The sequence below is a fragment of the Aeromonas sp. BIGb0405 genome (genome assembly GCF_024807335.1).
Classification (GTDB): Bacteria; Pseudomonadota; Gammaproteobacteria; order Enterobacterales; family Aeromonadaceae; genus Aeromonas; species Aeromonas rivuli.
In genome coordinates, this window is the sequence record NZ_JANUEP010000013.1 from 46,219 (window position 1) to 66,099 (window position 19,881).

22 protein-coding genes are annotated in these 19,881 nt (G+C 59.3%); 18 read left to right on the plus strand and 4 right to left on the minus strand.

Annotation, left to right across the window (positions count from 1 at the left end; all coding sequences use genetic code 11):
* Positions 1-2: 2 nt before the first annotated feature.
* The 5 genes from M2366_RS18215 (at position 3) to M2366_RS18235 (ending at position 4,351) form a co-directional block, all read left to right on the plus strand.
* Positions 3-1,289 carry a PIG-L deacetylase family protein gene (locus tag M2366_RS18215; RefSeq protein WP_259270342.1) on the plus strand — a complete coding sequence of 429 codons (1,287 nt, stop codon included), beginning with the start codon at positions 3-5 and terminating at the stop codon, positions 1,287-1,289.
* A complete protein-coding gene (gene waaF, locus M2366_RS18220; protein WP_259270343.1) occupies positions 1,286-2,401 on the plus strand; it encodes a lipopolysaccharide heptosyltransferase II in 1,116 nt (371 codons plus the stop codon). The genes M2366_RS18215 and waaF overlap by 4 nt, the downstream gene beginning before the upstream one ends.
* A 1-nt stretch (position 2,402) precedes the next feature.
* Positions 2,403-3,680, plus strand: a complete 1,278-nt coding sequence (waaA, locus tag M2366_RS18225) for a lipid IV(A) 3-deoxy-D-manno-octulosonic acid transferase (RefSeq protein WP_259270344.1) — start codon at positions 2,403-2,405, stop codon at positions 3,678-3,680.
* An 87-nt stretch (positions 3,681-3,767) separates the two neighbouring features.
* Positions 3,768-3,890, plus strand: a complete 123-nt coding sequence (locus M2366_RS18230) for a hypothetical protein (protein ID WP_152435948.1) — start codon at positions 3,768-3,770, stop codon at positions 3,888-3,890.
* Between the two features lie 125 nt (positions 3,891-4,015).
* On the plus strand, positions 4,016-4,351 hold the full coding sequence (locus M2366_RS18235) for a DUF2799 domain-containing protein (RefSeq protein ID WP_042042753.1): 336 nt from the start codon (positions 4,016-4,018) through the stop codon (positions 4,349-4,351).
* Positions 4,352-4,451: 100 nt separating this feature from the next.
* Here M2366_RS18235 and M2366_RS18240 read toward each other — a convergent pair whose 3' ends face one another.
* Positions 4,452-4,613, minus strand: a complete 162-nt coding sequence (locus M2366_RS18240) for a hypothetical protein (protein ID WP_157014033.1) — start codon at positions 4,611-4,613, stop codon at positions 4,452-4,454.
* A 78-nt stretch (positions 4,614-4,691) separates the two neighbouring features.
* Positions 4,692-5,108, minus strand: a complete 417-nt coding sequence (locus M2366_RS18245) for a flagellar basal body-associated FliL family protein (RefSeq protein ID WP_404972810.1) — start codon at positions 5,106-5,108, stop codon at positions 4,692-4,694.
* 158 nt (positions 5,109-5,266) lie between these two features.
* Here M2366_RS18245 and M2366_RS18250 point away from each other — a divergent pair, with 158 nt between their 5' ends.
* Entirely contained in the window at positions 5,267-5,809 is a 543-nt protein-coding gene (locus M2366_RS18250; protein ID WP_259270345.1) for a chorismate lyase, read from the plus strand.
* A gap of 90 nt (positions 5,810-5,899) precedes the next feature.
* Complete coding sequence (gene ubiA / locus M2366_RS18255; protein WP_042042751.1) at positions 5,900-6,763, plus strand: 4-hydroxybenzoate octaprenyltransferase; 864 nt, start codon at positions 5,900-5,902, stop codon at positions 6,761-6,763.
* Between the two features lie 151 nt (positions 6,764-6,914).
* Here the strand turns inward: ubiA and plsB are convergent, their stop codons facing one another.
* Positions 6,915-9,335 carry a glycerol-3-phosphate 1-O-acyltransferase PlsB gene (plsB, locus tag M2366_RS18260; protein ID WP_259270346.1) on the minus strand — a complete coding sequence of 807 codons (2,421 nt, stop codon included), beginning with the start codon at positions 9,333-9,335 and terminating at the stop codon, positions 6,915-6,917.
* A gap of 203 nt (positions 9,336-9,538) precedes the next feature.
* Here plsB and lexA point away from each other — a divergent pair, with 203 nt between their 5' ends.
* From lexA to M2366_RS18285, 5 genes are all read left to right on the plus strand, one after another.
* Positions 9,539-10,168, plus strand: coding sequence for a transcriptional repressor LexA (lexA, locus tag M2366_RS18265; protein ID WP_042042748.1), 630 nt, complete (start codon positions 9,539-9,541; stop codon positions 10,166-10,168).
* A 170-nt stretch (positions 10,169-10,338) separates the two neighbouring features.
* A complete protein-coding gene (gene coxB / locus M2366_RS18270) occupies positions 10,339-11,478 on the plus strand; it encodes a cytochrome c oxidase subunit II (RefSeq protein ID WP_259237664.1) in 1,140 nt (379 codons plus the stop codon).
* Positions 11,479-11,489: 11 nt separating this feature from the next.
* Positions 11,490-13,073 (plus strand): cytochrome c oxidase subunit I, encoded by a 1,584-nt coding sequence (ctaD, locus tag M2366_RS18275; RefSeq protein ID WP_224431551.1) that lies wholly within the window; start codon positions 11,490-11,492, stop codon positions 13,071-13,073.
* Position 13,074: 1 nt separating this feature from the next.
* Positions 13,075-13,611 (plus strand): cytochrome c oxidase assembly protein, encoded by a 537-nt coding sequence (locus M2366_RS18280; RefSeq protein WP_259237661.1) that lies wholly within the window; start codon positions 13,075-13,077, stop codon positions 13,609-13,611.
* Between the two features lie 46 nt (positions 13,612-13,657).
* Entirely contained in the window at positions 13,658-14,515 is an 858-nt protein-coding gene (locus M2366_RS18285) for a cytochrome c oxidase subunit 3 (protein ID WP_259270347.1), read from the plus strand.
* 7 nt (positions 14,516-14,522) lie between these two features.
* Here the strand turns inward: M2366_RS18285 and M2366_RS18290 are convergent, their stop codons facing one another.
* On the minus strand, positions 14,523-14,729 hold the full coding sequence (locus tag M2366_RS18290; protein WP_259270348.1) for a DUF2909 family protein: 207 nt from the start codon (positions 14,727-14,729) through the stop codon (positions 14,523-14,525).
* Positions 14,730-14,801: 72 nt separating this feature from the next.
* Here M2366_RS18290 and M2366_RS18295 point away from each other — a divergent pair, with 72 nt between their 5' ends.
* Genes M2366_RS18295 through dinF form a run of 6 tightly spaced genes read left to right on the plus strand, consistent with a single transcriptional unit; the run spans position 14,802 to position 19,877 of the window.
* A complete protein-coding gene (locus M2366_RS18295) occupies positions 14,802-15,503 on the plus strand; it encodes an SURF1 family protein (RefSeq protein ID WP_259270349.1) in 702 nt (233 codons plus the stop codon).
* On the plus strand, positions 15,500-15,970 hold the full coding sequence (locus M2366_RS18300) for a hypothetical protein (protein WP_042042740.1): 471 nt from the start codon (positions 15,500-15,502) through the stop codon (positions 15,968-15,970). The genes M2366_RS18295 and M2366_RS18300 overlap by 4 nt, the downstream gene beginning before the upstream one ends.
* Before the next feature lie 40 nt (positions 15,971-16,010).
* Positions 16,011-16,997 carry a heme A synthase gene (locus M2366_RS18305; protein WP_259270350.1) on the plus strand — a complete coding sequence of 329 codons (987 nt, stop codon included), beginning with the start codon at positions 16,011-16,013 and terminating at the stop codon, positions 16,995-16,997.
* Position 16,998: 1 nt separating this feature from the next.
* Entirely contained in the window at positions 16,999-17,895 is an 897-nt protein-coding gene (gene cyoE / locus M2366_RS18310) for a heme o synthase (RefSeq protein ID WP_259270351.1), read from the plus strand.
* The gene (locus tag M2366_RS18315; protein WP_259270352.1) at positions 17,888-18,514 is read left to right on the plus strand and encodes an SCO family protein; all 627 of its coding nucleotides are present in this window, start codon (positions 17,888-17,890) and stop codon (positions 18,512-18,514) included. Before cyoE ends, M2366_RS18315 begins: the two co-directional genes overlap by 8 nt.
* A gap of 4 nt (positions 18,515-18,518) precedes the next feature.
* Positions 18,519-19,877 (plus strand): MATE family efflux transporter DinF, encoded by a 1,359-nt coding sequence (gene dinF, locus M2366_RS18320; RefSeq protein WP_259270353.1) that lies wholly within the window; start codon positions 18,519-18,521, stop codon positions 19,875-19,877.
* The last annotated feature ends 4 nt before the right edge of the window (positions 19,878-19,881 follow it).

The window sequence follows — 19,881 nt, forward strand, 5'->3', positions numbered from 1 at the left end:
TCATGACGATGCTGGATCACAGTTACCCCCTGGCCCCAAGCTGGGTTTCCCCCGTCACGCTGTCGCCGGATGGCAAACTGGATGCGAGCGCCGTGGGTGAGCTGGTCAATCACACCCTGTTGCTGGAGTTTGGTTATGAAGCGACCCACAAACGGCGCCAGGGGCGCATCGGCATCGCCGGGGCAGCGTCTGGCCAGCAGCAGTTCTTCGAGGCGAACCAGCGTGGCCGGCGTTTCCTCAATCTGACCGGCTTGACCCGGCTGGACGAGATAGCGCTGCAGGGACGGGATTGTCGCTGGCAAGCAGAAGCCCGCCTGTTGGCCTTTGCCAATCCGGCACTGGAAGATGGGGCCGTGCTTATTCTCTCCCCTCATCCGGACGATGCCGAGCTGGCCGCCTTTGGCCTCTACAGCGACCATGCCGAACGCAGTTGGATAGTGACCCTGAGTGCGGGGGAGAAGCTTGGCCGGCTGGATCGCCAATATATTCCCGGCCTGGATGGCGACTTGGCGAGCGCCTCGGCGCGCAAGGGGATGATCCGGGCCTGGAACAGTGTGACCACGCCTCTGCTGGCTGGGGTGAGCGCGGCTCGCCTGTTTTGCCTGGGTTACTTCAATGACAGCCTGGCAAAGCTGGTGGCTGACCCGGACAGCCTGGTCGCCCATGCTCAGTTACCCGAACTGACACCGGCGCCGTTTCGGCGCTGGAATCCCCAACCCTTGCCGGGTGACGAGCAGGCTGCCAACCGCGGCCGGTTGCTGGTGGCCGATCTCGCGGCGCTGCTGATGCGGGTGCGGCCGAGCAGCGTCCTGGTGACCCACCCCGAGGTGGATCCCCATGGCGACCACGTTGCCACTGCCCAAGCCTTGGCGCTGGCTATCCAGCAGAGCGGGCACTGCCCGTCCCGGGTGCTGCTCTATGCGAATCACCTGCGCAAGGTCCATGATTTCCCTTATGGCCCCGAGCATGCGGGCACCACCTTGCCCCCCTGGCAGAGTGAACACTCCAGGCTGGGGCCTTGGCACTGTTACAGCCACCCCCTGACGCTGGCGCGCCAAAAAGAGAAAGTGGTCGCCATGGAGACGATGCACGATCTGCATGCCAAGGACCGGCTGGAGAAGCGGTTCAAACGCTGGTGGGGCCGTACTGTCAGACGAGATGGTTATCATCACTATGGTCTGCATAGCTATTTTCAGACTCACATAAAGGCCCATGAGGTGTTCAGCTGGGTATCTGGCGACGACTTCGTGAGCGGCATGTTGCAAGACGCAGGAACAGAACAAGCATGAAGATATTGGTGATCGGCCCCTCCTGGGTCGGCGACATGGTGATGTCCCAGAGCCTCTACAAGGCGATCAAGGCCAACCACCCGGACTGTGAGCTGCATGTGATGGCGCCCGCCTGGTGCAGGGCTCTGCTCGAACGCATGCCCGAGGTGGACAAGGCGGTCGCCATGCCCCTGGGTCACGGTGATTTCAAGTTGGGGGAGCGGCGTCGGCTCGGCAAGCAGCTTGCCGCTGAGAAGTACGATCAAGCCATCATCCAGCCCAACTCGCTCAAATCGGCACTTATCCCCTGGTTCGCCAGGATACCGGTGCGCACCGGCTGGAAGGGGGAGCACCGCTTCGGCCTGCTCAACGACATGCGCAGCAACAAGTCTGCCTTCCCGCTGATGGTAGAGGCCTATCTGGCGCTGGCCTATCCCAAGGCGCAGATGAAGAGCCGGGCCGATATTCCCGCCATTCCCCATCCGTCGCTCAATGTCGATCTGGTCAATCAGGGCAAGGCGCTGGAGCGATTGGGGCTCAGCAGTGCCCGTCCCGTGCTGGTGCTCTGCCCAGGCGCCGAGTTCGGTCCGGCCAAGCGCTGGCCGGAAGGGCACTATGCCGTGGTGGCGCAGAAGCATCTGGATGAGGGTTGGCAGGTATGGATCTTCGGCTCGGGCAAGGATGTGCCTGTGGCCAATACCATCCGCGAGCGGATCAATCCGCTGTCACGGCCCAACTGCCATGTACTGGCGGGCAAGACCAGCCTGTATGAGGCGATCGATCTGATGGCGCTGGCCGGGCGGGTCATCTCCAATGACTCCGGCCTGATGCACATCGCCGCCGCCCTCAACCGGCCGTTGATCGGGGTCTATGGCTCCACCTCGCCGCTCTATACGCCACCGCTGGCAGACAGGGTCGAGATAGTGCACACCGACATCGAATGCCGTCCCTGCTTCAAGCGCACCTGCAAGTTTGGTCACCTCAAGTGCCTGATCGAGCTGATGCCGGAACAGGTGATAGAGGCGGGCAAGCGGTTGGAGTGCGGCGAGTCGGCGGCTCAGCCGATAGCGCTACAGCGGGTTGACCCACCGCATTTTGTTGCCAATGCGGGCAAGCGGTCGGAGCCGGAATAGCATGCTCTATCGGCTGCTCTACAACCTGCTGATCCATCTGGGCTTGCCGTTGGCGTTGCTGGCGCTCTACAAGCCGAAGCGAGGCAAGCCGGGGTTTGGTGCGCGCTGGGCCGAGCATCTGGGCCGCGTACCGCCGACCGGGCAGGAGGCGCCACTCTGGATCCACGCGGTCAGCGTGGGTGAGACCCTCGCCATCAGCCCTTTCATTCGCGCCCTCAAGGCCGAGCGGCCGGACTTGCCCATTCTGCTCACCACCACCACCCGTACCGGCGCCGAACAGGCGGCCAAGCTCGGGGATCTGGTGGTGCACCGCTATGCGCCTCTCGATTACCCTTGGGCGATCGCCGCCTTCCTCAAGCGCTTCCAGCCTCGTGCCCTCTGGATAATGGAGACCGAGCTGTGGCCGAACTGGCTGCACGCCTGCGAGGCACGTCACCTGCCTGTGACCATCATCAATGGGCGTCTCTCCGAGCGATCCTGCCAGCGTTATGGTCGCTTTCAGGGGGCCTTTGATGCATTGAGTCGCCCGCTCAGTCTGCTGCTCTGCCAGCATCAGGATGATGCGGACCGCTTTCATCGGCTCGGCATAGGCAAAGAGAGGTTGGCGGTGACGGGTTCCATCAAGTTCGATATCCAGTTTGGTGATGAGGTGCAGAGCAAGGGCCACGCCCTGCGCCTGGCCCTGGGCGCCGAGCGACCGGTCTGGATCGCCGCCAGCACTCATCAGGGGGAAGACGAGCAGGTGCTGGCCGCTTTCGATCGGGTGTTGGTGGCACACCCGACCGCCCTGCTGATCCTGGTGCCGCGTCATCCGGAGCGGTTCGACAGCGTGGCGGCGCTGTGCGCCTCCTATGGCTGCGTGCGTCGCTCTCAGCATCAGCGTCAGGCTGAACGGGTCGAAGAGGGCGACAAGGTCTATCTCGGCGATACCATGGGGGAGTTGCCACTGATGCTGGCGGCGGCCGATCTGGCCTTCGTCGGCGGCAGTCTGGTGAAGGTCGGCGGTCACAACCTGCTGGAACCGGCGGCCCTGGGCAAGCCCTGCCTGACCGGACCCGCTTACTTCAACTTCAGTGATATCACCCGTCAGCTAGTGGCTCAGGGCGGGGGCCAGGTGGTGGCCGATGAGTACGAGCTGGGAAACCGGGTGAGCGCGCTGCTCGCCGACGGAGGCGCCCGTCGCACCATGGGTGAGCAGGCCCGCGCCGTGGTGCTGCGCAATCAAGGGGCACTGGCGCGCACGCTCTCCCGCTGTTTAGCCAGCCTGGACGGTGATTAAGCTGCAAGGCTAGAACCTGCCTGACTGGCAGCCTCCATTTTTCTGGATAGACTTTGAGGGCGGGTGCACTATCCAAGGAGAATGAGCATGGGTGGACACAAGCCGGATTACGAGCTCGACGATGACTGGGAGCCGGAATCCTGGGAAGAGCAGTTGGAGGAGTTGGACGACGACAGTTGGCAGTTTGACGACGACCTAGACGACCAATGATACCGGGTAGTACAAGTTCAGGCGGGCCAAGGGCCCGCCTGATTTGTTTGGCACCCGCAAAGCGGGCTTGGTGGTGGGGCATCGGCTCGTTAGAATGAAAGCCCGAATGACGCTCAAGGATGAAGATGCGCCCATTACTCATACTCTGCGCCGCCCTGCTTGGCGGCTGCGTTTCCAACTCGGATGACCCCTGTGAAAAGCAGTGGGATCAGGTTGGCGAAGCCGATGGCAAGCTGGGGTTTACCGAACAGAGGGTCGAGTTCCATCAGACCCAGTGCGGTATCAAGGTCGATGAAGCTCTCTGGGAACAGGGCCGCAAGAGGGGATTGGCCTGGTATTGTCGCCCCGAGCACCTCTATCTGGCGGGGCGCTCAGGCGAGGAGTATCGCGGGGTCTGCCCCAATGATGCGCAAGCGCGCAAGCTGTTTGCTCAGGGGCGCCAGAGCTGGACAGATCAGTAGAGGTTCAGGGGGAATGGTGAGTTCACCCTGCCCATGACGGTGCTGACGAGGATAGCCGCCGCCTCCTGCCGATCCGGGTGACAGGAAGGAGGCCGGGTGACTACTCCTTGAGGCGCAGCGGCTGGCAGAGGTAGCTCTTGTCATTGGCGCTGCGGGCGCATTTTCCGCAGATGAACTTGGGTTTGCGCACTATCTTGCGCAGGGCCTTGAGATCGAAGGGGATCTCGTGGCGGCGCCACTCACAGAGGGTCTTGTTGCCCATAGGATCCGACCACCTTGGCTAATGTATCGCCGTATTCTAATCGATTTGCATTACTAATACAGTGGGCCCGCAACGGGTTCACTGGTAGAGGAATTTGGTGAAGATCAGCTCCTTGACCGCCTTCTTGCCCGTCTCACGCACCAGCAGTTCATTGACTCTGGCCTCGCACTCCTTGCGCAGCTCTTCGCGGCTAGGGAGAGACTTGATCTGTTCGGCGGTCTTGCTGCCCATCAGCCGTATGATGGCGTCGCGGATCAAGGGATCATGGGTCTCCAGCAACTTGAGATCCCCATGGTTCTCGGCCATGAGCTCGACGGTGACCCGCACATAGCCCAGGGTCTTGCCCTCGCTCAGGTAGTTGGTGATGATATCCGGCTCCAGGGGATGGTAGGCAACCCCATCCTGTTGGGCGGCGGCATCGGTGGACTCTTCTGCCCAAGCCGGGTTGGCCAGCAGAACAAGCAGCAACATGGCGAGCTGGCGAGCGTGTTTCAGTACATAGGGCATGGTAGGGGACTCAGACTGGTGAGATGTCCCATTTTTGATGTTGCCTGCTGGGGCGTCAAGCACGGATTTCCTTACATTTTTCGATCGATTTACGGATAATAAACCGGATTTTAACCTAATAACGGAACTCTCTGGATGGTGATGCGGTGAAATCCGAGCTGACTGTTCCCCTCATGCGGATAAGCGACTGGCTGGCGCCAGCCAGTGCCATGCCGCCAGCCGAACTGGCCCCCTGGCTACTCGATACCGGGTCCATGACGGCGCGTCTGCGCCGCCACAATACTCACTTCTCTCTGGAGCTGCTCGGTCACCACCATCAGGCACTGACGCCGGATGAACAGGATCTGCTCGGCGTCGTGACCGGACTGCGGCGGGAGGTGATCCTGCATGGGGATGGCGGGCCTGCCGTCCTGGGTTGGACTCTGTTTGCCGATGCGGCCCTGAGCGGCGCCGCACTCAACCAGCTGGGCGAACAACCCTTGGGCGATCGCATTTTCGGGGTGGCCCCCGCTCAGCGTGACGGCCTGCAGCTGGCCCGTTTCGAGCTGATGGATGAGGCGGGTGAGGCGGGCGTGGTCTGGGGGCGACGCTCACGGCTCTATCTCAACGGCTGGCCTCTCTTGGTGCATGAGGTATTGCTGCCCGGATTGGGATGCGCGATGCAATCCTCCCCTCGACAACTGGGGTGATGGAGAGGCTCGGGTTGCCCCAGGGGCGTCAGCCCTCAGGATGCTTTCTCCGTCAGCCTTGATTTTCCCGAATTTATACAAGGAGTTGCTGTGACTGTATTGACCAAGGAGCGTGGCCTGGCCTATGCCCAGCTGGCCCGGCTCGACAAGCCGATCGGCACACTGTTGCTACTCTGGCCGACCCTGTGGGCGCTCTGGCTGGCGGCCGACGGCCTGCCCAATCTTGGTACCTTGCTGGTGTTCGTGATCGGGGTCTTCTCCATGCGTTCGGCGGGTTGTGTCATCAATGACTATGCGGACCGCCATTTCGATGGCCATGTGAAGCGTACCGCGGGGCGACCTCTGCCCATGGGCAAGGTGAGCCCGAGAGAGGCGCTGTTGCTGTTTGCTGTGCTGGCTCTGCTCTCGTTTGCCTTGGTGCTGACCCAGAATGCGCTTACCATAGGTTTGTCGTTTGCCGGTCTGCTGCTGGCTGTCTGCTACCCCTTCATGAAGCGTTTTATCTCCATTCCCCAGCTGGTGCTCGGCCTGGCCTTCTCCTGGTCCATTCCCATGGCCTATGCGGCGGCGGCCGATGCGCTGCCGCCGGTAGCCTGGCTCATCTTCCTGGCCAACTTGCTGTGGACCATCGCCTATGACACCCAGTACGCCATGGTGGACAGAGATGATGACCTGCGACTCGGCATCAAGTCGAGCGCCATACTGTTTGGTCGCTTCGACAAGTTGATCATCGGAGTACTGCAACTGGCGACCCTGCTGATCCTGCTGGGGATCGGCCAAATGATGGCGCTAGGCGCCAGCTATTACTGGTGCCTGCTCGGTGCCGCCATCCTGTTTGTCTACCAGCAGCGACTCATTCGCGAGCGAGATCGCGCGGCCTGCTTTCAGGCTTTTTTGAACAACAACTATGCCGGCGCCCTGGTGTTTGCAGGTCTGGTGTTGCACTACTGGTAAACCCTGGACGATTGAGTGCAATGAAGGCCGCCCGTGCGGCCTTCATTGCATTGGTGTGGGCCGCGTCATGGGGGCGCGGCATAGACAAGGGGCCCCGTGCTGGGGCCCCTTGGTTCTTGCTTTGCACTCCCATTCAATCAGCGGGTCTGGCTTACTGGTTGCCCGCCCGTATGGTGCGGCGGATCTTGTTGCTGAGCAGGGGCAGTATGTTGTCGGCCAGGGCCTGGAAGCGCCCGAGGTCGGGCTTGCTGCCCGAGTCCAGATACCCTTCGCTGCGCAGGGTATGGATCAGGGTGCTAAACAGCTTCTGGTCGAAGAACTCGGGGGCATTGATGCCATGCAGAGTACCGAGTCGCTCCGCCATCATCAGGCCGTCAGCCTCCAGCTGTTCAGCTTCTATGCGAGGCTGGGCAAGCATGCGAGTCAGCACTATGGCATAGCGCTGCAGCGTCTCCTGGATACTCTCGGCCAGCAACAGCAGGCGCATCTGGTTACCGAGGTTGACCCAGTGACCGCCATCTCGGGACTCGATCAGTTGCTGGCGTTGCAGCTCGGCCAGCAGGGCATCGATCAGACTGGGCAGCTCATCCTCTTCATAACGCAGGAACAGCTCCGTCTTGAGCAGGGGATAGATGTCGATGCAGCGAGCCACAATCTCGTTGCGAGAGATCCCCTCGCAACGCTCGATCAACGCCGCCACCAGTGAGGGCAGGGCGAACAGGTGCAAGATATTGTTGCGGTAGTAGGTCAGCAGGATCGCCTGATAGCGGTCCAGGCTGATGATCTGCCCCAGCTTGTCTTCGCTGACCTGAAACTTGTTGAGCTCCATGGCCTGATCCAGCAGATCCTTGGCATCCGCTTCCGGCAAGGTGCTGTGCTCGCTGTAGGGTACCTGTTTGAGCAAATCCAGATAGGTATTGAGCTGGGCCTGCAACTCGTCGCGGGTCAAGGCATGACGCTCGGCGGCCAGCAGTGCCAGGGCGCTCAGGGTCAGGCCGTTGACGGCGGCGGCGTCATTGATGCGGGTCATCAGCAGCTCGGCCAGCCGGGTGACGGTGGGCGCCATCCACTCCGGGCGTTCGTCCCGACCCATATCAGCCTTCCATTCGGGCACATGCTCGTTGAGATAACCATTGAGGGTCAGTGGCTCACCGAAGTTGACGAAGCCGCGGCCGTAGTTGCGCAACTTGCGCAGTATGCCCAGCACCTGCAGGAAGCTCTCCTTCTCCTTGCGACTGCCCTTGAGCTCGTTGTGGTAGGTGTTGACCTCCATCACGTGTTCGTAGCCCAGATAGACGGGGACCAGAGTCACCGGCCTGTCCAGGCCACGCATCATGGCCTGCAGCGTCATGGCCAGCATGCCGGTCTTGGGGGGGAGCAGGCGACCGGTGCGCGAACGTCCGCCCTCGGTGAAGAACTCCACCGAATAACCCTTGGCAAACAGCAGGTTGAGGTATTCACGGAACACAGTGCTGTAGAGGGGATTGCCCTTGAAGGTGCGGCGAATGAAGAAAGCACCGCCACGGCGGAACAGGGGACCGGCCGGCCAGAAGTTGAGGTTGATGCCCGCGGCGATATGAGGCGGCACCATGCCCTGGTGGTAGATGACGTAGGAGAGCAGCAGATAGTCCATGTGGCTGCGATGGCAGGGCACATAGACGATCTCGTGGCCCTCCTGGGCCAGTTGCCGTACCTTCTCGGCGCCATTGACCGAGAGGCCGCGGTAGAGTTTGTTCCAGAGCCAGCCGAGGAAGCTCTCCCCCAGCCGAATCAGCCGATAGGAGAAGTCAGACGCGATCTCATCCATGTAGTCATGGGCGCGCTTCTGGGCCTTGTCGAGGCTGATATTATCGCGCTCAGCCTCTTCCTCTATGGCCTGCTGAATCACCCCGGAGTCTAGAAGCTGCCTGAATAACAGGGTGCGATTAGGCAGCTTGGGGCCGGTCGCGGCCAGCTGCTGGCGGCTGAAGTGGATGCGAGCGACTCGCGCCAGCTTGTGGGCGATGGCCTGATCTGTGCCATGTTTGTCAGCCATCTGGCGCAGGGAGAGCGGCGGCGAGAAGCGCACCAGGTTTTCCCGGCCCTTGAGGATCACGATCAGCGCTTTCTTGAGCCGGTTGGGGGCCAGGCTACTGATGATGTTCCAGCCGGAGGCTTCTTCTCCTTCACGGCCCGGGGCGCGGCCCCAGAACAGAGTGATGGGCACTATCTGTACGTCCAGCCCGGCATCACGCTTATGCAGATCCAGTAACTGCTGAAACTCTTGCAGGAAGGGGAGTGGCTTGCTGCGAGCACCAAACAGGGGGGGTGGCCGGTCGAGGCAGACGTAGCGAGGGACGGTTTCTCCTCCCAGTGTCAGGGGGGTGAAAGGGCCCGGCAGGTCGAGATCTTCACAGCACTGCTGAAGGGTCAGCAGATCGGTGATTGAACTGGTTTTCAGGGCATAGACTATGGGTCTGGCCGGGTCCAGGTCGAGCTCTGCGATGGGATTTTCCGGCAGGCTCTTGTGATTGACCAAGCCACTGACCGGCCATTGCAGTATGGCTCTGGAAATTCTCTGCCCAAGGGACATATGCGTCTGCTCTCCAAAAAAAGGCGGCGTGAGCATAGCAAATCATGCCGTGCTTGTCGCCGAGAGGTACGATGAGTCCGCGTTAGGGGACGGGATCCGGGTTATTTGAGCTCAGAGCGCGACAATTGTCAGTCGAACCTTGCCTTGGTCAACACACTGTATATACTGCCAGTGTGCTGTATAAAAAAACAGGTGCCAATCTTATGAAACCCCTTACTCCCCGCCAGGCTCAGGTGCTGGATCTCATCAAGGCCAACATGAGCGAGACCGGTATGCCGCCGACGCGCGCCGAGATCGCCCAGAAACTCGGCTTCAAGTCGGCCAATGCTGCTGAAGAACATCTAAAAGCCCTGGCCAAGAAAGGGGCCATAGAGATACTACCAGGCACTTCCCGTGGCATTCGGCTCTTGCTCGACGATGTCGAGGCGGCAGCGAACGAAGATCAGGGTTTACCGCTCATCGGCAAGGTCGCGGCCGGCGAGCCCATCCTGGCCCAGGAACATATCGAGAGCCACTATAAAGTCGATCCCGCTCTGTTTCACCCGAGAGCCGACTTCCTGCTGCGCGTGCAGGGCATGAGTATGAAGAACATCGGTATCATGGATGGTGATCTGCTCGCGGTACACAAGACCCAAGAGGTTCGCAACGGTCAAGTCGTGGTGGCGCGCCTCGATGAGGATGTGACTGTCAAACGCTTCCAGCGTAAAGGTAGCCAAGTGTGGCTGCTACCCGAAAACGAAGAGTTACAACCCATCGCCGTCGATCTGGCGAGTCAGCATCTCACCATTGAGGGGTTGGCGGTTGGCGTGATCCGCAACGCTGACTGGATGTAACCCCAGGCCCCGTTGAGGGGCCTTGTTATTCCCGCCTGTTTTTTCAAATTCTTTTTTAACACTTTTTTCACACATTCTCATTTGCTGCTTTACTTAACCTGTCGATTGGCACCAAAGACCAATCTCAGGGAAGAAATGCCCGACAGGGCAGCGCTAAAAATGGGGGCAGAGTGAAAAGAGTCCTGATTACTCTCTCAATATTCCTGTGTGCCTGGAGCGGTGTTGCGCTCGGCAATGGTATGCGCTTCAACATGACGGAGGGTGTCAGCGCCGTCAGTCGTAACGTTTATGACTTGCACATGACCATTCTCATCATCTGCGCCTTGATAGGTCTGGTGGTGTTCGGGGTCATGTTCTGGGCCATCTGGCACCATCGGCAGGATAAGGGAGCGAAAGCCGCCCATTTCCACGAGAGTACCAGAGTCGAGATCCTCTGGACCCTGATCCCTTTCCTCATCCTCATTGGCATGGCCATTCCGGCCACTCGTACCCTGATCGCCATGGAAGATACAACCGATGCCGACCTGACTGTGCAGATAACGGGGTCGCAGTGGAAGTGGCATTACCGCTACTTCGATGATGGCGTCGAATACTACAGCCTGCTGGCGACGCCTCAGGCGCAGATCGATAACAAGCGCAACAAAGGAGAGAACTACCTGCTCGAGGTGGATCGCCCCTTGGTGCTGCCCACTGGCAAGAAGGTACGTTTTCTCATCACCTCCCAAGATGTGATCCACTCCTGGTGGGTGCCCGCTTTCGCGGTGAAGAAGGATGCCAACCCAGGCTTCATCAACGAGGCATGGACCCGTATCGATCAACCCGGTATCTATCGCGGCCAATGTGCCGAGTTGTGCGGCAAGGGACATGGTTTCATGCCCATAGTGGTGATCGCCAAGTCTGAGGACGAGTTTAATCAGTGGTTGAGCAAGACCCGAACCGAGCAGCTGGCGGCCAAGGAGCAGGAGCAGAAACTGCTGGCCATGACCATGAGTCGGGACGAATTGATGAAACTTGGCGAGAAGATCTATCTGGGCCACTGCGCCGCCTGTCATATGGCGAATGGAGCAGGGGTGCCTGGTGCTTTCCCCGCTCTCAAAGGCAGCCCCATTGCGATGGGCCCCAAGGCGGATCACCTGGAGCGGGTACTGCACGGAAAACCAGGGACGGCCATGCAGGCCTTCGCCAATCAGCTAAGTCTGCAGGAGCTGTCAGCCGTGATCACCTATGAGCGCAATGCCTGGGGTAATAACAAGGGCGATGAAGTGCAGGCCAAGGATGTAGATGCCTTCCTCAAGGGAAAAACCAGGTAGGAGAGAGCAAGATGAGTGTCGTCACGGATGTCGATCATCAGGCAGAACATGGCCATAAGCCCAGAGGCTTGCTGCGTTGGTTGCTGACCACCAACCACAAGGACATTGGAACCCTCTATCTCTGGTTTAGTTTCGCCATGTTTTTGACCGGGGGAGCCATGGCCATGGTGATCCGGGCCGAGCTGTTCCAGCCGGGATTGCAACTGGTTGAGCCCGCCTTTTTCAACCAGATGACCACGGTTCACGGTCTGGTGATGGTATTTGGCGCCGTCATGCCCGCGTTCACCGGGTTGGCCAACTGGATGATCCCCATGATGATTGGGGCACCAGACATGGCATTGCCGCGCATGAACAACTGGAGCTTCTGGATACTGCCATTCGCTTTCCTGATCCTGCTGGGGTCACTGTTCACCGAGGGTGGGGGCCCCAATTTCGGTTGGACCTTCTATGCGCCGCTCTCTACCCACTACTCCCCTGATAGCACGGCACTGTTTGTTTTTTCCATCCATATCATGGGGATCAGCTCCATCATGGGGGCCATTAACGTCATAGTGACCATCTGTAACCTGAGGGCGCCAGGCATGACCTGGATGAAACTGCCTCTGTTCGTCTGGACCTGGCTAGTGACTGCCTTCTTGCTGATCGCCGTCATGCCCGTGCTGGCCGGCGTGGTGACCATGGTGTTGACCGACAAATATTTCGGTACCAGCTTCTTTGATGCAGCCGGAGGTGGGGATCCCGTCATGTTCCAGCATATCTTCTGGTTCTTCGGTCACCCCGAAGTCTACATCATGATATTGCCGAGTTTTGGCATCATCTCGGCCATAGTCCCCACCTTCTCTCGCAAGCCGCTGTTTGGCTATAGCTCCATGGTCTATGCCACCGCCTCGATTGCCGGGCTGAGCTTCCTGGTGTGGGCTCATCATATGTTCACCACCGGCATGCCGGTGTTTGCCGAACTCTTCGTCATGTATTGCACCATGCTCATTTCGGTGCCAACTGGCGTGAAGGTATTCAACTGGGTGGCTACCATGTGGCGCGGGTCGCTCAGCTTTGAGGTGCCCATGCTGTTCGCCATTGCCTTCATAGTGCTGTTTACCATGGGGGGATTCTCCGGGCTGATGCTGGCCATCACACCGGCGGACTTTCAGTATCACGATACCTACTTCGTGGTGGCACATTTTCATTATGTACTGGTGACGGGGGCCATTTTCTCCATCATGGCTGCGGCGTATTACTGGCTCCCTAAATGGACAGGGCACATGTATGACGAGCGGCTCGGCCAGTGGCATTTCTGGTGTTCCGTCATCTCGGTCAATGTCTTGTTCTTCCCGATGCATTTCCTCGGTCTGGCAGGCATGCCACGGCGGATCCCTGATTATTCAATCCAGTTTGCCGATGTGAACAGCATCGTCAGCCTGGGGGGATTCGCATTCGGTCTGTCCCAATTCATCTTTCTCTACGTGGTGATCAAATGCATCCGAGGTGGCGCCGCCGCACCAGCCAAACCCTGGGATGGTGCCCAGGGTCTGGAGTGGGAAGTGCCATCGCCAGCGCCATACCACACCTTCACAACTCCTCCCGAGGTGAAGTGACATGCATGCAAAGCTCACCCTCAAACTAGTGCTGATCACGCTACTGATGTTCGGGTTTGGTTATGCGCTTGTGCCTTTGTATGACGTTCTGTGCCAGATAACGGGGATAAACGGCAAGACGGAGCCGGTGGCGGCTGCGGCAGCCAGCGGAGAGGTTGACCGATCCCGCACAGTGACATTGGAACTGGTTGCCTATCCCTTCCCGGGCTTCGAGGGCAAATTTGCCCCGATCGTACAACGGATAGAAGTGCATCCTGGCGAGCTGAGCAGCACCCATTTCATGGTCGAGAATCTGGCGGATAGTGCCAGGGTCTTGCAAGCCGTACCCTCAGTGACCCCCGGGCTGGGGGCCCGTTATTTGCACAAGACAGAGTGCTTCTGTTTTCAGCAGCAGCACTTGGCCATCGGAGAGAGAGCGGAGCTGCCGCTGCGTTTCTATATCGATCAGGCCCTGCCAGCCGAGATGCATACCCTGACACTCTCCTACACCCTGTATGACGTGACCAAGGCGATGGGGCAGGGTGGTCAGAATGGCTGAAGAGATCCCACATGACGAGGCCTCGAGCCCCGTATCGGAGGCGAGTATGGCGAATAGCTACTATGTCCCGGCGCAGAGTCCCTGGCCCATCATGGGGGCTTTGGGTCTGTTCCTGATGGCATCCGGAGCCGGTACCCTGATAAGTCATGGCAGCCCGGGAGGATGGCTGTTATTGGCGGGCATCTTGACCATCATAGTCATGCTGTTTGGCTGGTTTGGTCACGTCATCAATGAGTCCATGAGCGGGCTCTACAGCGAGCAGATGGACAGATCTTTTCGTCAGGGAATGAGCTGGTTCATCTTCTCCGAGGTGATGTTCTTCGGCGCTTTCTTCGGTGCGCTGTTCTATGCAAGGGTGCTATCTGTTCCCTGGCTGGGTGGGGAACATTTTCATCACCTCAGTACTCACGAAGTGCTCTGGCCTGATTTCAAGGCCATCTGGCCATTGGTGACCACTCCCGGCGGCACCCGTACTGAAGCCATGCCCTGGCAGGGATTGCCACTGGCCAACACGCTGTTACTGCTCAGCTCCTCGGTGACCTTGCAGTTTGCCCACCAGGCCCTGGAACAGGGACATAGGAATAGGGTCAAGGTATTGCTCGGCAGCACTGTCCTGCTCGGTCTTCTTTTCCTTTCATTGCAGGTTTTCGAGTACTACCACGCCTATACAGAGATGGGGCTGACCCTCAAATCCGGCATCTATGGCAATACTTTCTTCATGCTGACCGGCTTCCACGGCATGCACGTATTCCTCGGCTCCCTCATGCTCTTCATCATGTGGCTCAGGGTGATGAAGGGACATTTCAATGCTCATCAACACTTTGCCTTTCTGGCAAGCGCCTGGTACTGGCATTTTGTTGATGTGGTCTGGCTCTGCCTGTTTGTTTTCGTCTATATCCTTTAGAGAGCGCTCATAAAGGCGAAGGGTTGAGGGTCAACATGCCGCTCAGCATGGCCAGCAGTAACAGGGCGACGAGTAGCACGGAGAAGAGCACTCTGCGTCCCAGGTAGTGGCTTGCCGGCAGGTTAGTCTGGCCCTTGACCAGTTGGAACAGGGCCCTGAACAGGGAAATCAGTACCATGGCGAGCAGTGATAACAGGAGCAATTTGATGATCATGGTCGTTACTCTCCGGGCGATGACGTGATTATAGGTGGCTTTGCAGGGGCAAAAGGAAGAGTTGGTCTGCTAGTGCTGGCCTTTGCCATGGCGTTGCTCATGGTCTGGCTAGGCAGTTGGCAGCTGACTCGTGCAGCGCAAAAGCGCCAGTTGCTTGACCAGATGCATCAGCGTGGCCAAGTCGAACTGAGTCTGCAGGACCTGTTGGTCAAGGAGGACAGGTATGGCTATCAACTCTCAATGGAAGGGGGATTTGCCCCAGGGATCACCCTCTTCCTCGATAACCAGGTTTATCAAGGGCGGCCGGGTTACCAGGTTTTACGCCCTATGGTTACGGCACAGGGGTTATTGCTGGTCGATCTGGGTTGGCTGCCCCAAGGACAAGATCGTCAGGTTATACCAGCTGTTTCACAACCGGCAGGAGAGTACCGAGTTCGAGGACGGGTGGCTCGCCCCTATCGTCCCCCTCTGCACCTCGGCGACGCGGAGGAAGAGTGGCCACATAGGCTCCAGGCGATAGATGTTACCTGGCTGGCTAAGCAGTGGCATCAGCCGGTATTGCCCTTCGTACTGGTGCTAGAGGAAGGAGGGGCCTGGCCTGAGTTGGTACATCGCCAGCCTGAGATGCCGATGGCACCATCCCGGCATATAGGTTATGCCGTGCAGTGGTTTGTCATGACGTTGACCCTGATTGGCCTGACAGTTTGGTGGTGGCGCAAGACAGCCCACGAGGTTGAGGCTGAACATGCGCACAGAGATAAGGAGGCGAAATGAAGGCGACACCACTATTGGTCCTGGTGCTGGTGTTTTTGGCGTCTCCTGCCATTGCCTGGCTGGTGCTTAGCCAGCATTGGTTTCAGGGGGGGGCAACCGCCCAGGGTGAATGGGTGCAGGGTCAGGTGCCCCAACAGGGCCGCTGGCATCTGCTGTTGCCAACCGATACCGTTTGCGATGCCCGCTGCTCGGCGGGCGTCTATCTGTTGCACCAGAGCTGGTTAGCACTGGGCCAGGAGCGGGACAGGGTGGTTCCCATGCGCCTGGGCAGCGAGAGTTTGGATCCACTGATCAAGACTGCGGTGAATCAGACCGGGCTGGCGGAGGGTTACATCTATATCGCCGACCCCAGAGGACAGTTGGTCTTGCGTTATCCCATTGCCCTTACCGCAGGAAATGAACTGTCGGCCGGGGAGGCTCTGTTGGCAGACCTTCGCAAGTTATTGAAATTATCAAGAATCGGATAAAAACAATAAACCATCTGGCCTCATGGGCCTTGGGGGTTATATGCGCTGGATCAGTCTGTGTGCCTTGTTGCTCACGGCCGTGGTAGTCGTACTTGGGGCCTATACCCGGCTGACGGAGGCGGGCCTCGGCTGTCCGGACTGGCCAGGATGTTATGGTTTTCACATGGTTCCCAGTCAGAGCCATGAGCTGACATTGGCCGAGCATCGTTTCCCTGATACCCCATTGCAGCCGCACCTCGCCTGGAATGAGATGCTCCATCGCTATTGTGCCGGGGTGCTTGGTCTCGTCATCCTTTCCATGACACTGGTTTCCCTCCTCCGGCGACAGGGCCGACTGCTCGCCTGCCTGACGTTTGGATTGGTACTGGGCCAGGCCTCACTGGGTATGCTGACGGTGACCATGAATCTCTTCCCCTTGGTGGTGATGGGCCATCTATTGGGGGGGATGACCATATTGGCGCTGCTCTGGCTGGCTAACTTGAGGCATTGGTCGGCGGGCACCGAGTCAACGCCCTCGACGCCCTATCCCCCCCGCACTCTCTGGCTGACCCGCATCGGTTTAGGGGTCTTGGTGCTGCAGATAGCATTGGGCGGCTGGACTTCGGCCAACTATGCGGCGCTCACCTGCCATCAACTGCCCTGGTGTGATGGGCCCTGGTGGCGCTGGCTCGATTTTATCCAGGCCTTCGACCCCATACCGCCGCCTAGCGATAGTTATCAATTCGGCGTATTGCCATATGGTGCTCGCATGACGATACAGCTGACCCATAGAAGTTGGGCCGTCGTCACAGGGCTTACCCTGCTGCTGCTGGCCTGGCGACTCGGTCGAGAGGGCCGGTTGGGCTTGGGATTGGTGCTGGCGAGCCTGGTATTGCTGCAAATAGTCTTGGGGGTGAGCAACATAGGTTTGTTGCTGCCTCTCCCGGTGGCACTGGCCCATAATGGGGTTGCTGCCTTGCTGCTACTCACCATGGTGACCATCTGGTTTGCGCTCGGTCGCCAGTCAGGCCGGATAAGGGAGACATGACATGATTCGAACCCATGGGTTGTACGCCACGGCCTGGTCGCGTTGGCAAGATTATCTGATGCTTACCAAACCCAAGGTGGTTGCACTCCTGTTACTGACCGCGCTGGTGGGTATGTACCTCACCGGACAGGTGCCTAGTCTCGGTCGGGTGTTTTTGACGCTGACCGGGATTGGCCTGGCGGCGGGAGGGGCGGCCGCCATCAATCATGTGCTGGACAGGCACATAGACTTGCGCATGGCGCGAACCCATCACAGACCGGTTGCGCGGGGCCGGATAGAGACGCAGCAGGCGATGGCCTTCGCTCTCTTGTTGTGTGTTGGCGGTATCGGCACGCTTTGGCTGGGGGTTAACGGGCTCACCGCCTGGCTGACTGCCTGCTCCTTGATAGGGTATGCCGTCGTCTACACCGTCTGGCTCAAGCGAGCGACACCGCAGAACATAGTGATCGGCGGCTTGGCGGGCGCCATGCCCCCTCTGCTTGGCTGGACGGCGGTAACGGGCTCCCTGGATCCCCACGCCCTGCTGCTGGTGGCCATCATCTTTACCTGGACCCCCCCCCATTTCTGGGCCTTGGCCATTCACAGGCGCGATGACTATGCGCGGGCGAATGTCCCCATGTTGCCGGTGACCCATGGCATCGAATTTACCAAGACCTGTGTGTTGCTCTATACCCTGTTGCTGACCCTGATCTGCCTGTTGCCCTGGGTGGTTGGCATGGCTGGGTGGGGTTATCTGCTCGGAAGTGTCTGCCTCAACCTGAGGTTCATTCAGTGGGCCTGGCGCCTCAAGTTCTCGCCGGATGCACAGACTGCGATACACTGCTTCAAATTTTCCATCACACACCTGATGGTACTCTTCATTATCTTGTTGGCGGATCACTGGATTGATTATGGTTAAGTGGCGTTTTTCCCTGTTGTTGCTGGTATTTGTTGCGGGTGTTTCCACCGCCTGGTTTATCCATAAACCCAAAGAGCCTGAGGAGGCGACCTATTATCCGGTCGGACGCGATCTCGGCGCCTTCGCCCTGACCGATGCTGATGGCCAACCCTTCACACCCGCCAGTTTGCAGGGGCATTGGAGTTTCCTGTTTGTTGGCTATACCTTCTGCCCCGATGTCTGCCCCACCACGCTAGCTGATCTGAGGTCCATCTATCCCGATTTGAAGGCGCTGGATGCCCGTAGCCAAGTGGTATTCATCTCGGCGGATCCCCAGCGGGATACCGCAGAGCGTCTGAAGAGCTATGTCGCTTTCTTCCAGCCTGAATTCAAGGCGGCGACTGCCCCCCACGCGAACCTGTTCCCCTTCGTGCGCAACCTCGGCCTCATCTACTCCATCGCCGATCAGGGCGAGAAGGACTACCTGATCGATCACTCAGCCTCCATAGTGTTGGTCAATCCGCAGGGGCAGTTGCAGGCTATCTTCCGGCCCGACTCGGCCCCGGGTCAGGTGCCTCATGTGGTGATGAAAACGCTGGTATCGGATTTTTCCCGCATTCTGACCCTGTCCGGCAACTGAGTTCATGTCTCTTTTGCCAGCCTGGTTACGGGACCCCGCCCGCCATGGCGCCGTGTTCGCCCTGGCGCTACCCATGGTCTTTTCCAACATCACTACCCCGCTGCTCGGCCTGGTGGATACCTGGGTCATAGGTCATCTGAGCCAGGCCTGGTTTCTCGGTGGTGTCTCGGTCGGTGCGACCCTGATCAACCTAGTTTTCTGGCTGCTCGGCTTCCTGCGCATGTCGACCACAGGGCTGACGGCGCAAGCCCATGGCGCGGCCAGCGGCCGGGATCTGCTCGATACCCTGGCCCGAGGCATGGGGTTGGCCCTGGTCATGGGAGTGTTGGTCATGGCGCTGGTGTTGCCGCTACTGCCACATATCATCGGCTTGAGCGGGGGCTCGGCCGAAGTGCAACACTATGCGGGTCAGTATGTGGCCGTGCGCATCTGGAGTGCGCCTGCGGCGCTGTGCAACCTGGTGATCATGGGCTGGCTGTTGGGATTGCAGGATGCGCGCAGCCCAATGGCACTGTTGATCCTGAGCAATCTCATCAACATGGTGCTGGATGCGCTATTCGTGCTGGGGCTGGGTTGGGAAGTCAAGGGGGTGGCGGCAGCCTCCCTCATCGCCGATTACTGTGCACTCGGGGTGGGCATCTGGCTGGTGAGTCGCCGCCTGCGATCCCTTGCGCCAGATGTATGGCAAGGTGCCTTGAGCCGTTGGCGGCAGTGGCCAGCCTTGTTGCGCTTGCTGGGACTGAATCGGGATATTTTCATCCGTTCTCTCTGCCTGCAACTCTGTTTCGCCTTCATGACGCTGCAAGGGGCCCGGCTCGGTGATGTGACGGTGGCGGCCAATGCCGTCCTGCTCAACCTGTTGATGTTGATCTCTTACGGGCTGGATGGTTTTGCCTATGGCGCCGAGGCCATGGTGGGGCGTGCCATCGGTCGTCGTGACAGGCAGGGGCTGCGGGAGGTGATAGTGCTCAATCTGGGGTGGGCCCTGCTGGTAGCCGCGGGCTTCACCCTGATATTTGGCTTGGCGGGCCAGGCCCTGATCGCCAGTATCACCTCTCTGCCAGAGGTGATACTGGAGGCGCAGCGCAACTTGCCCTGGCTGGTAGTCATGCCGCTGCTGGCGGTCTGGTGCTTCCTGTTCGATGGGATCTTCATCGGTGCAACCCGGGCCAGAGAGATGCGTAACAGCATGTTGGTCGCCGTATTTGCTGGCTTCTTCCCGGTCTGGTGGCTATGTCAGCCGCTGGGCAGCAGTGCGCTCTGGGCGGCGATGGCGGCGCTCATGGTCGGCCGTGGCTTAAGTCTTGGCCTGCTCTGCTGGCGCATGGAGCGCGATGGTCGACTGCTTGCCTCCTGCGGCTAAGTGG

What these genes read in the sequence shown, in the direction of transcription:
- M2366_RS18215 (WP_259270342.1), top strand. Translation starts at nt 3, where the DNA reads ATGACGATGCTGGATCACAGTTACCCCCTGGCCCCAAGCTGGGTTTCC.
- waaF (WP_259270343.1), top strand. Translation starts at nt 1,286, where the DNA reads ATGAAGATATTGGTGATCGGCCCCTCCTGGGTCGGCGACATGGTGATG.
- waaA (WP_259270344.1), top strand. Translation starts at nt 2,403, where the DNA reads ATGCTCTATCGGCTGCTCTACAACCTGCTGATCCATCTGGGCTTGCCG.
- M2366_RS18230 (WP_152435948.1), top strand. Translation starts at nt 3,768, where the DNA reads ATGGGTGGACACAAGCCGGATTACGAGCTCGACGATGACTGGGAGCCG.
- M2366_RS18235 (WP_042042753.1), top strand. Translation starts at nt 4,016, where the DNA reads ATGCGCCCATTACTCATACTCTGCGCCGCCCTGCTTGGCGGCTGCGTT.
- M2366_RS18240 (WP_157014033.1), bottom strand. Translation starts at nt 4,613, where the DNA reads ATGGGCAACAAGACCCTCTGTGAGTGGCGCCGCCACGAGATCCCCTTC.
- plsB (WP_259270346.1), bottom strand. Translation starts at nt 9,335, where the DNA reads ATGTCCCTTGGGCAGAGAATTTCCAGAGCCATACTGCAATGGCCGGTC.
- lexA (WP_042042748.1), top strand. Translation starts at nt 9,539, where the DNA reads ATGAAACCCCTTACTCCCCGCCAGGCTCAGGTGCTGGATCTCATCAAG.
- ctaD (WP_224431551.1), top strand. Translation starts at nt 11,490, where the DNA reads ATGAGTGTCGTCACGGATGTCGATCATCAGGCAGAACATGGCCATAAG.
- M2366_RS18280 (WP_259237661.1), top strand. Translation starts at nt 13,075, where the DNA reads ATGCATGCAAAGCTCACCCTCAAACTAGTGCTGATCACGCTACTGATG.
- M2366_RS18285 (WP_259270347.1), top strand. Translation starts at nt 13,658, where the DNA reads ATGGCGAATAGCTACTATGTCCCGGCGCAGAGTCCCTGGCCCATCATG.
- M2366_RS18290 (WP_259270348.1), bottom strand. Translation starts at nt 14,729, where the DNA reads ATGATCATCAAATTGCTCCTGTTATCACTGCTCGCCATGGTACTGATT.
- M2366_RS18300 (WP_042042740.1), top strand. Translation starts at nt 15,500, where the DNA reads ATGAAGGCGACACCACTATTGGTCCTGGTGCTGGTGTTTTTGGCGTCT.
- M2366_RS18305 (WP_259270350.1), top strand. Translation starts at nt 16,011, where the DNA reads ATGCGCTGGATCAGTCTGTGTGCCTTGTTGCTCACGGCCGTGGTAGTC.
- cyoE (WP_259270351.1), top strand. Translation starts at nt 16,999, where the DNA reads ATGATTCGAACCCATGGGTTGTACGCCACGGCCTGGTCGCGTTGGCAA.
- M2366_RS18315 (WP_259270352.1), top strand. Translation starts at nt 17,888, where the DNA reads ATGGTTAAGTGGCGTTTTTCCCTGTTGTTGCTGGTATTTGTTGCGGGT.
- dinF (WP_259270353.1), top strand. Translation starts at nt 18,519, where the DNA reads ATGTCTCTTTTGCCAGCCTGGTTACGGGACCCCGCCCGCCATGGCGCC.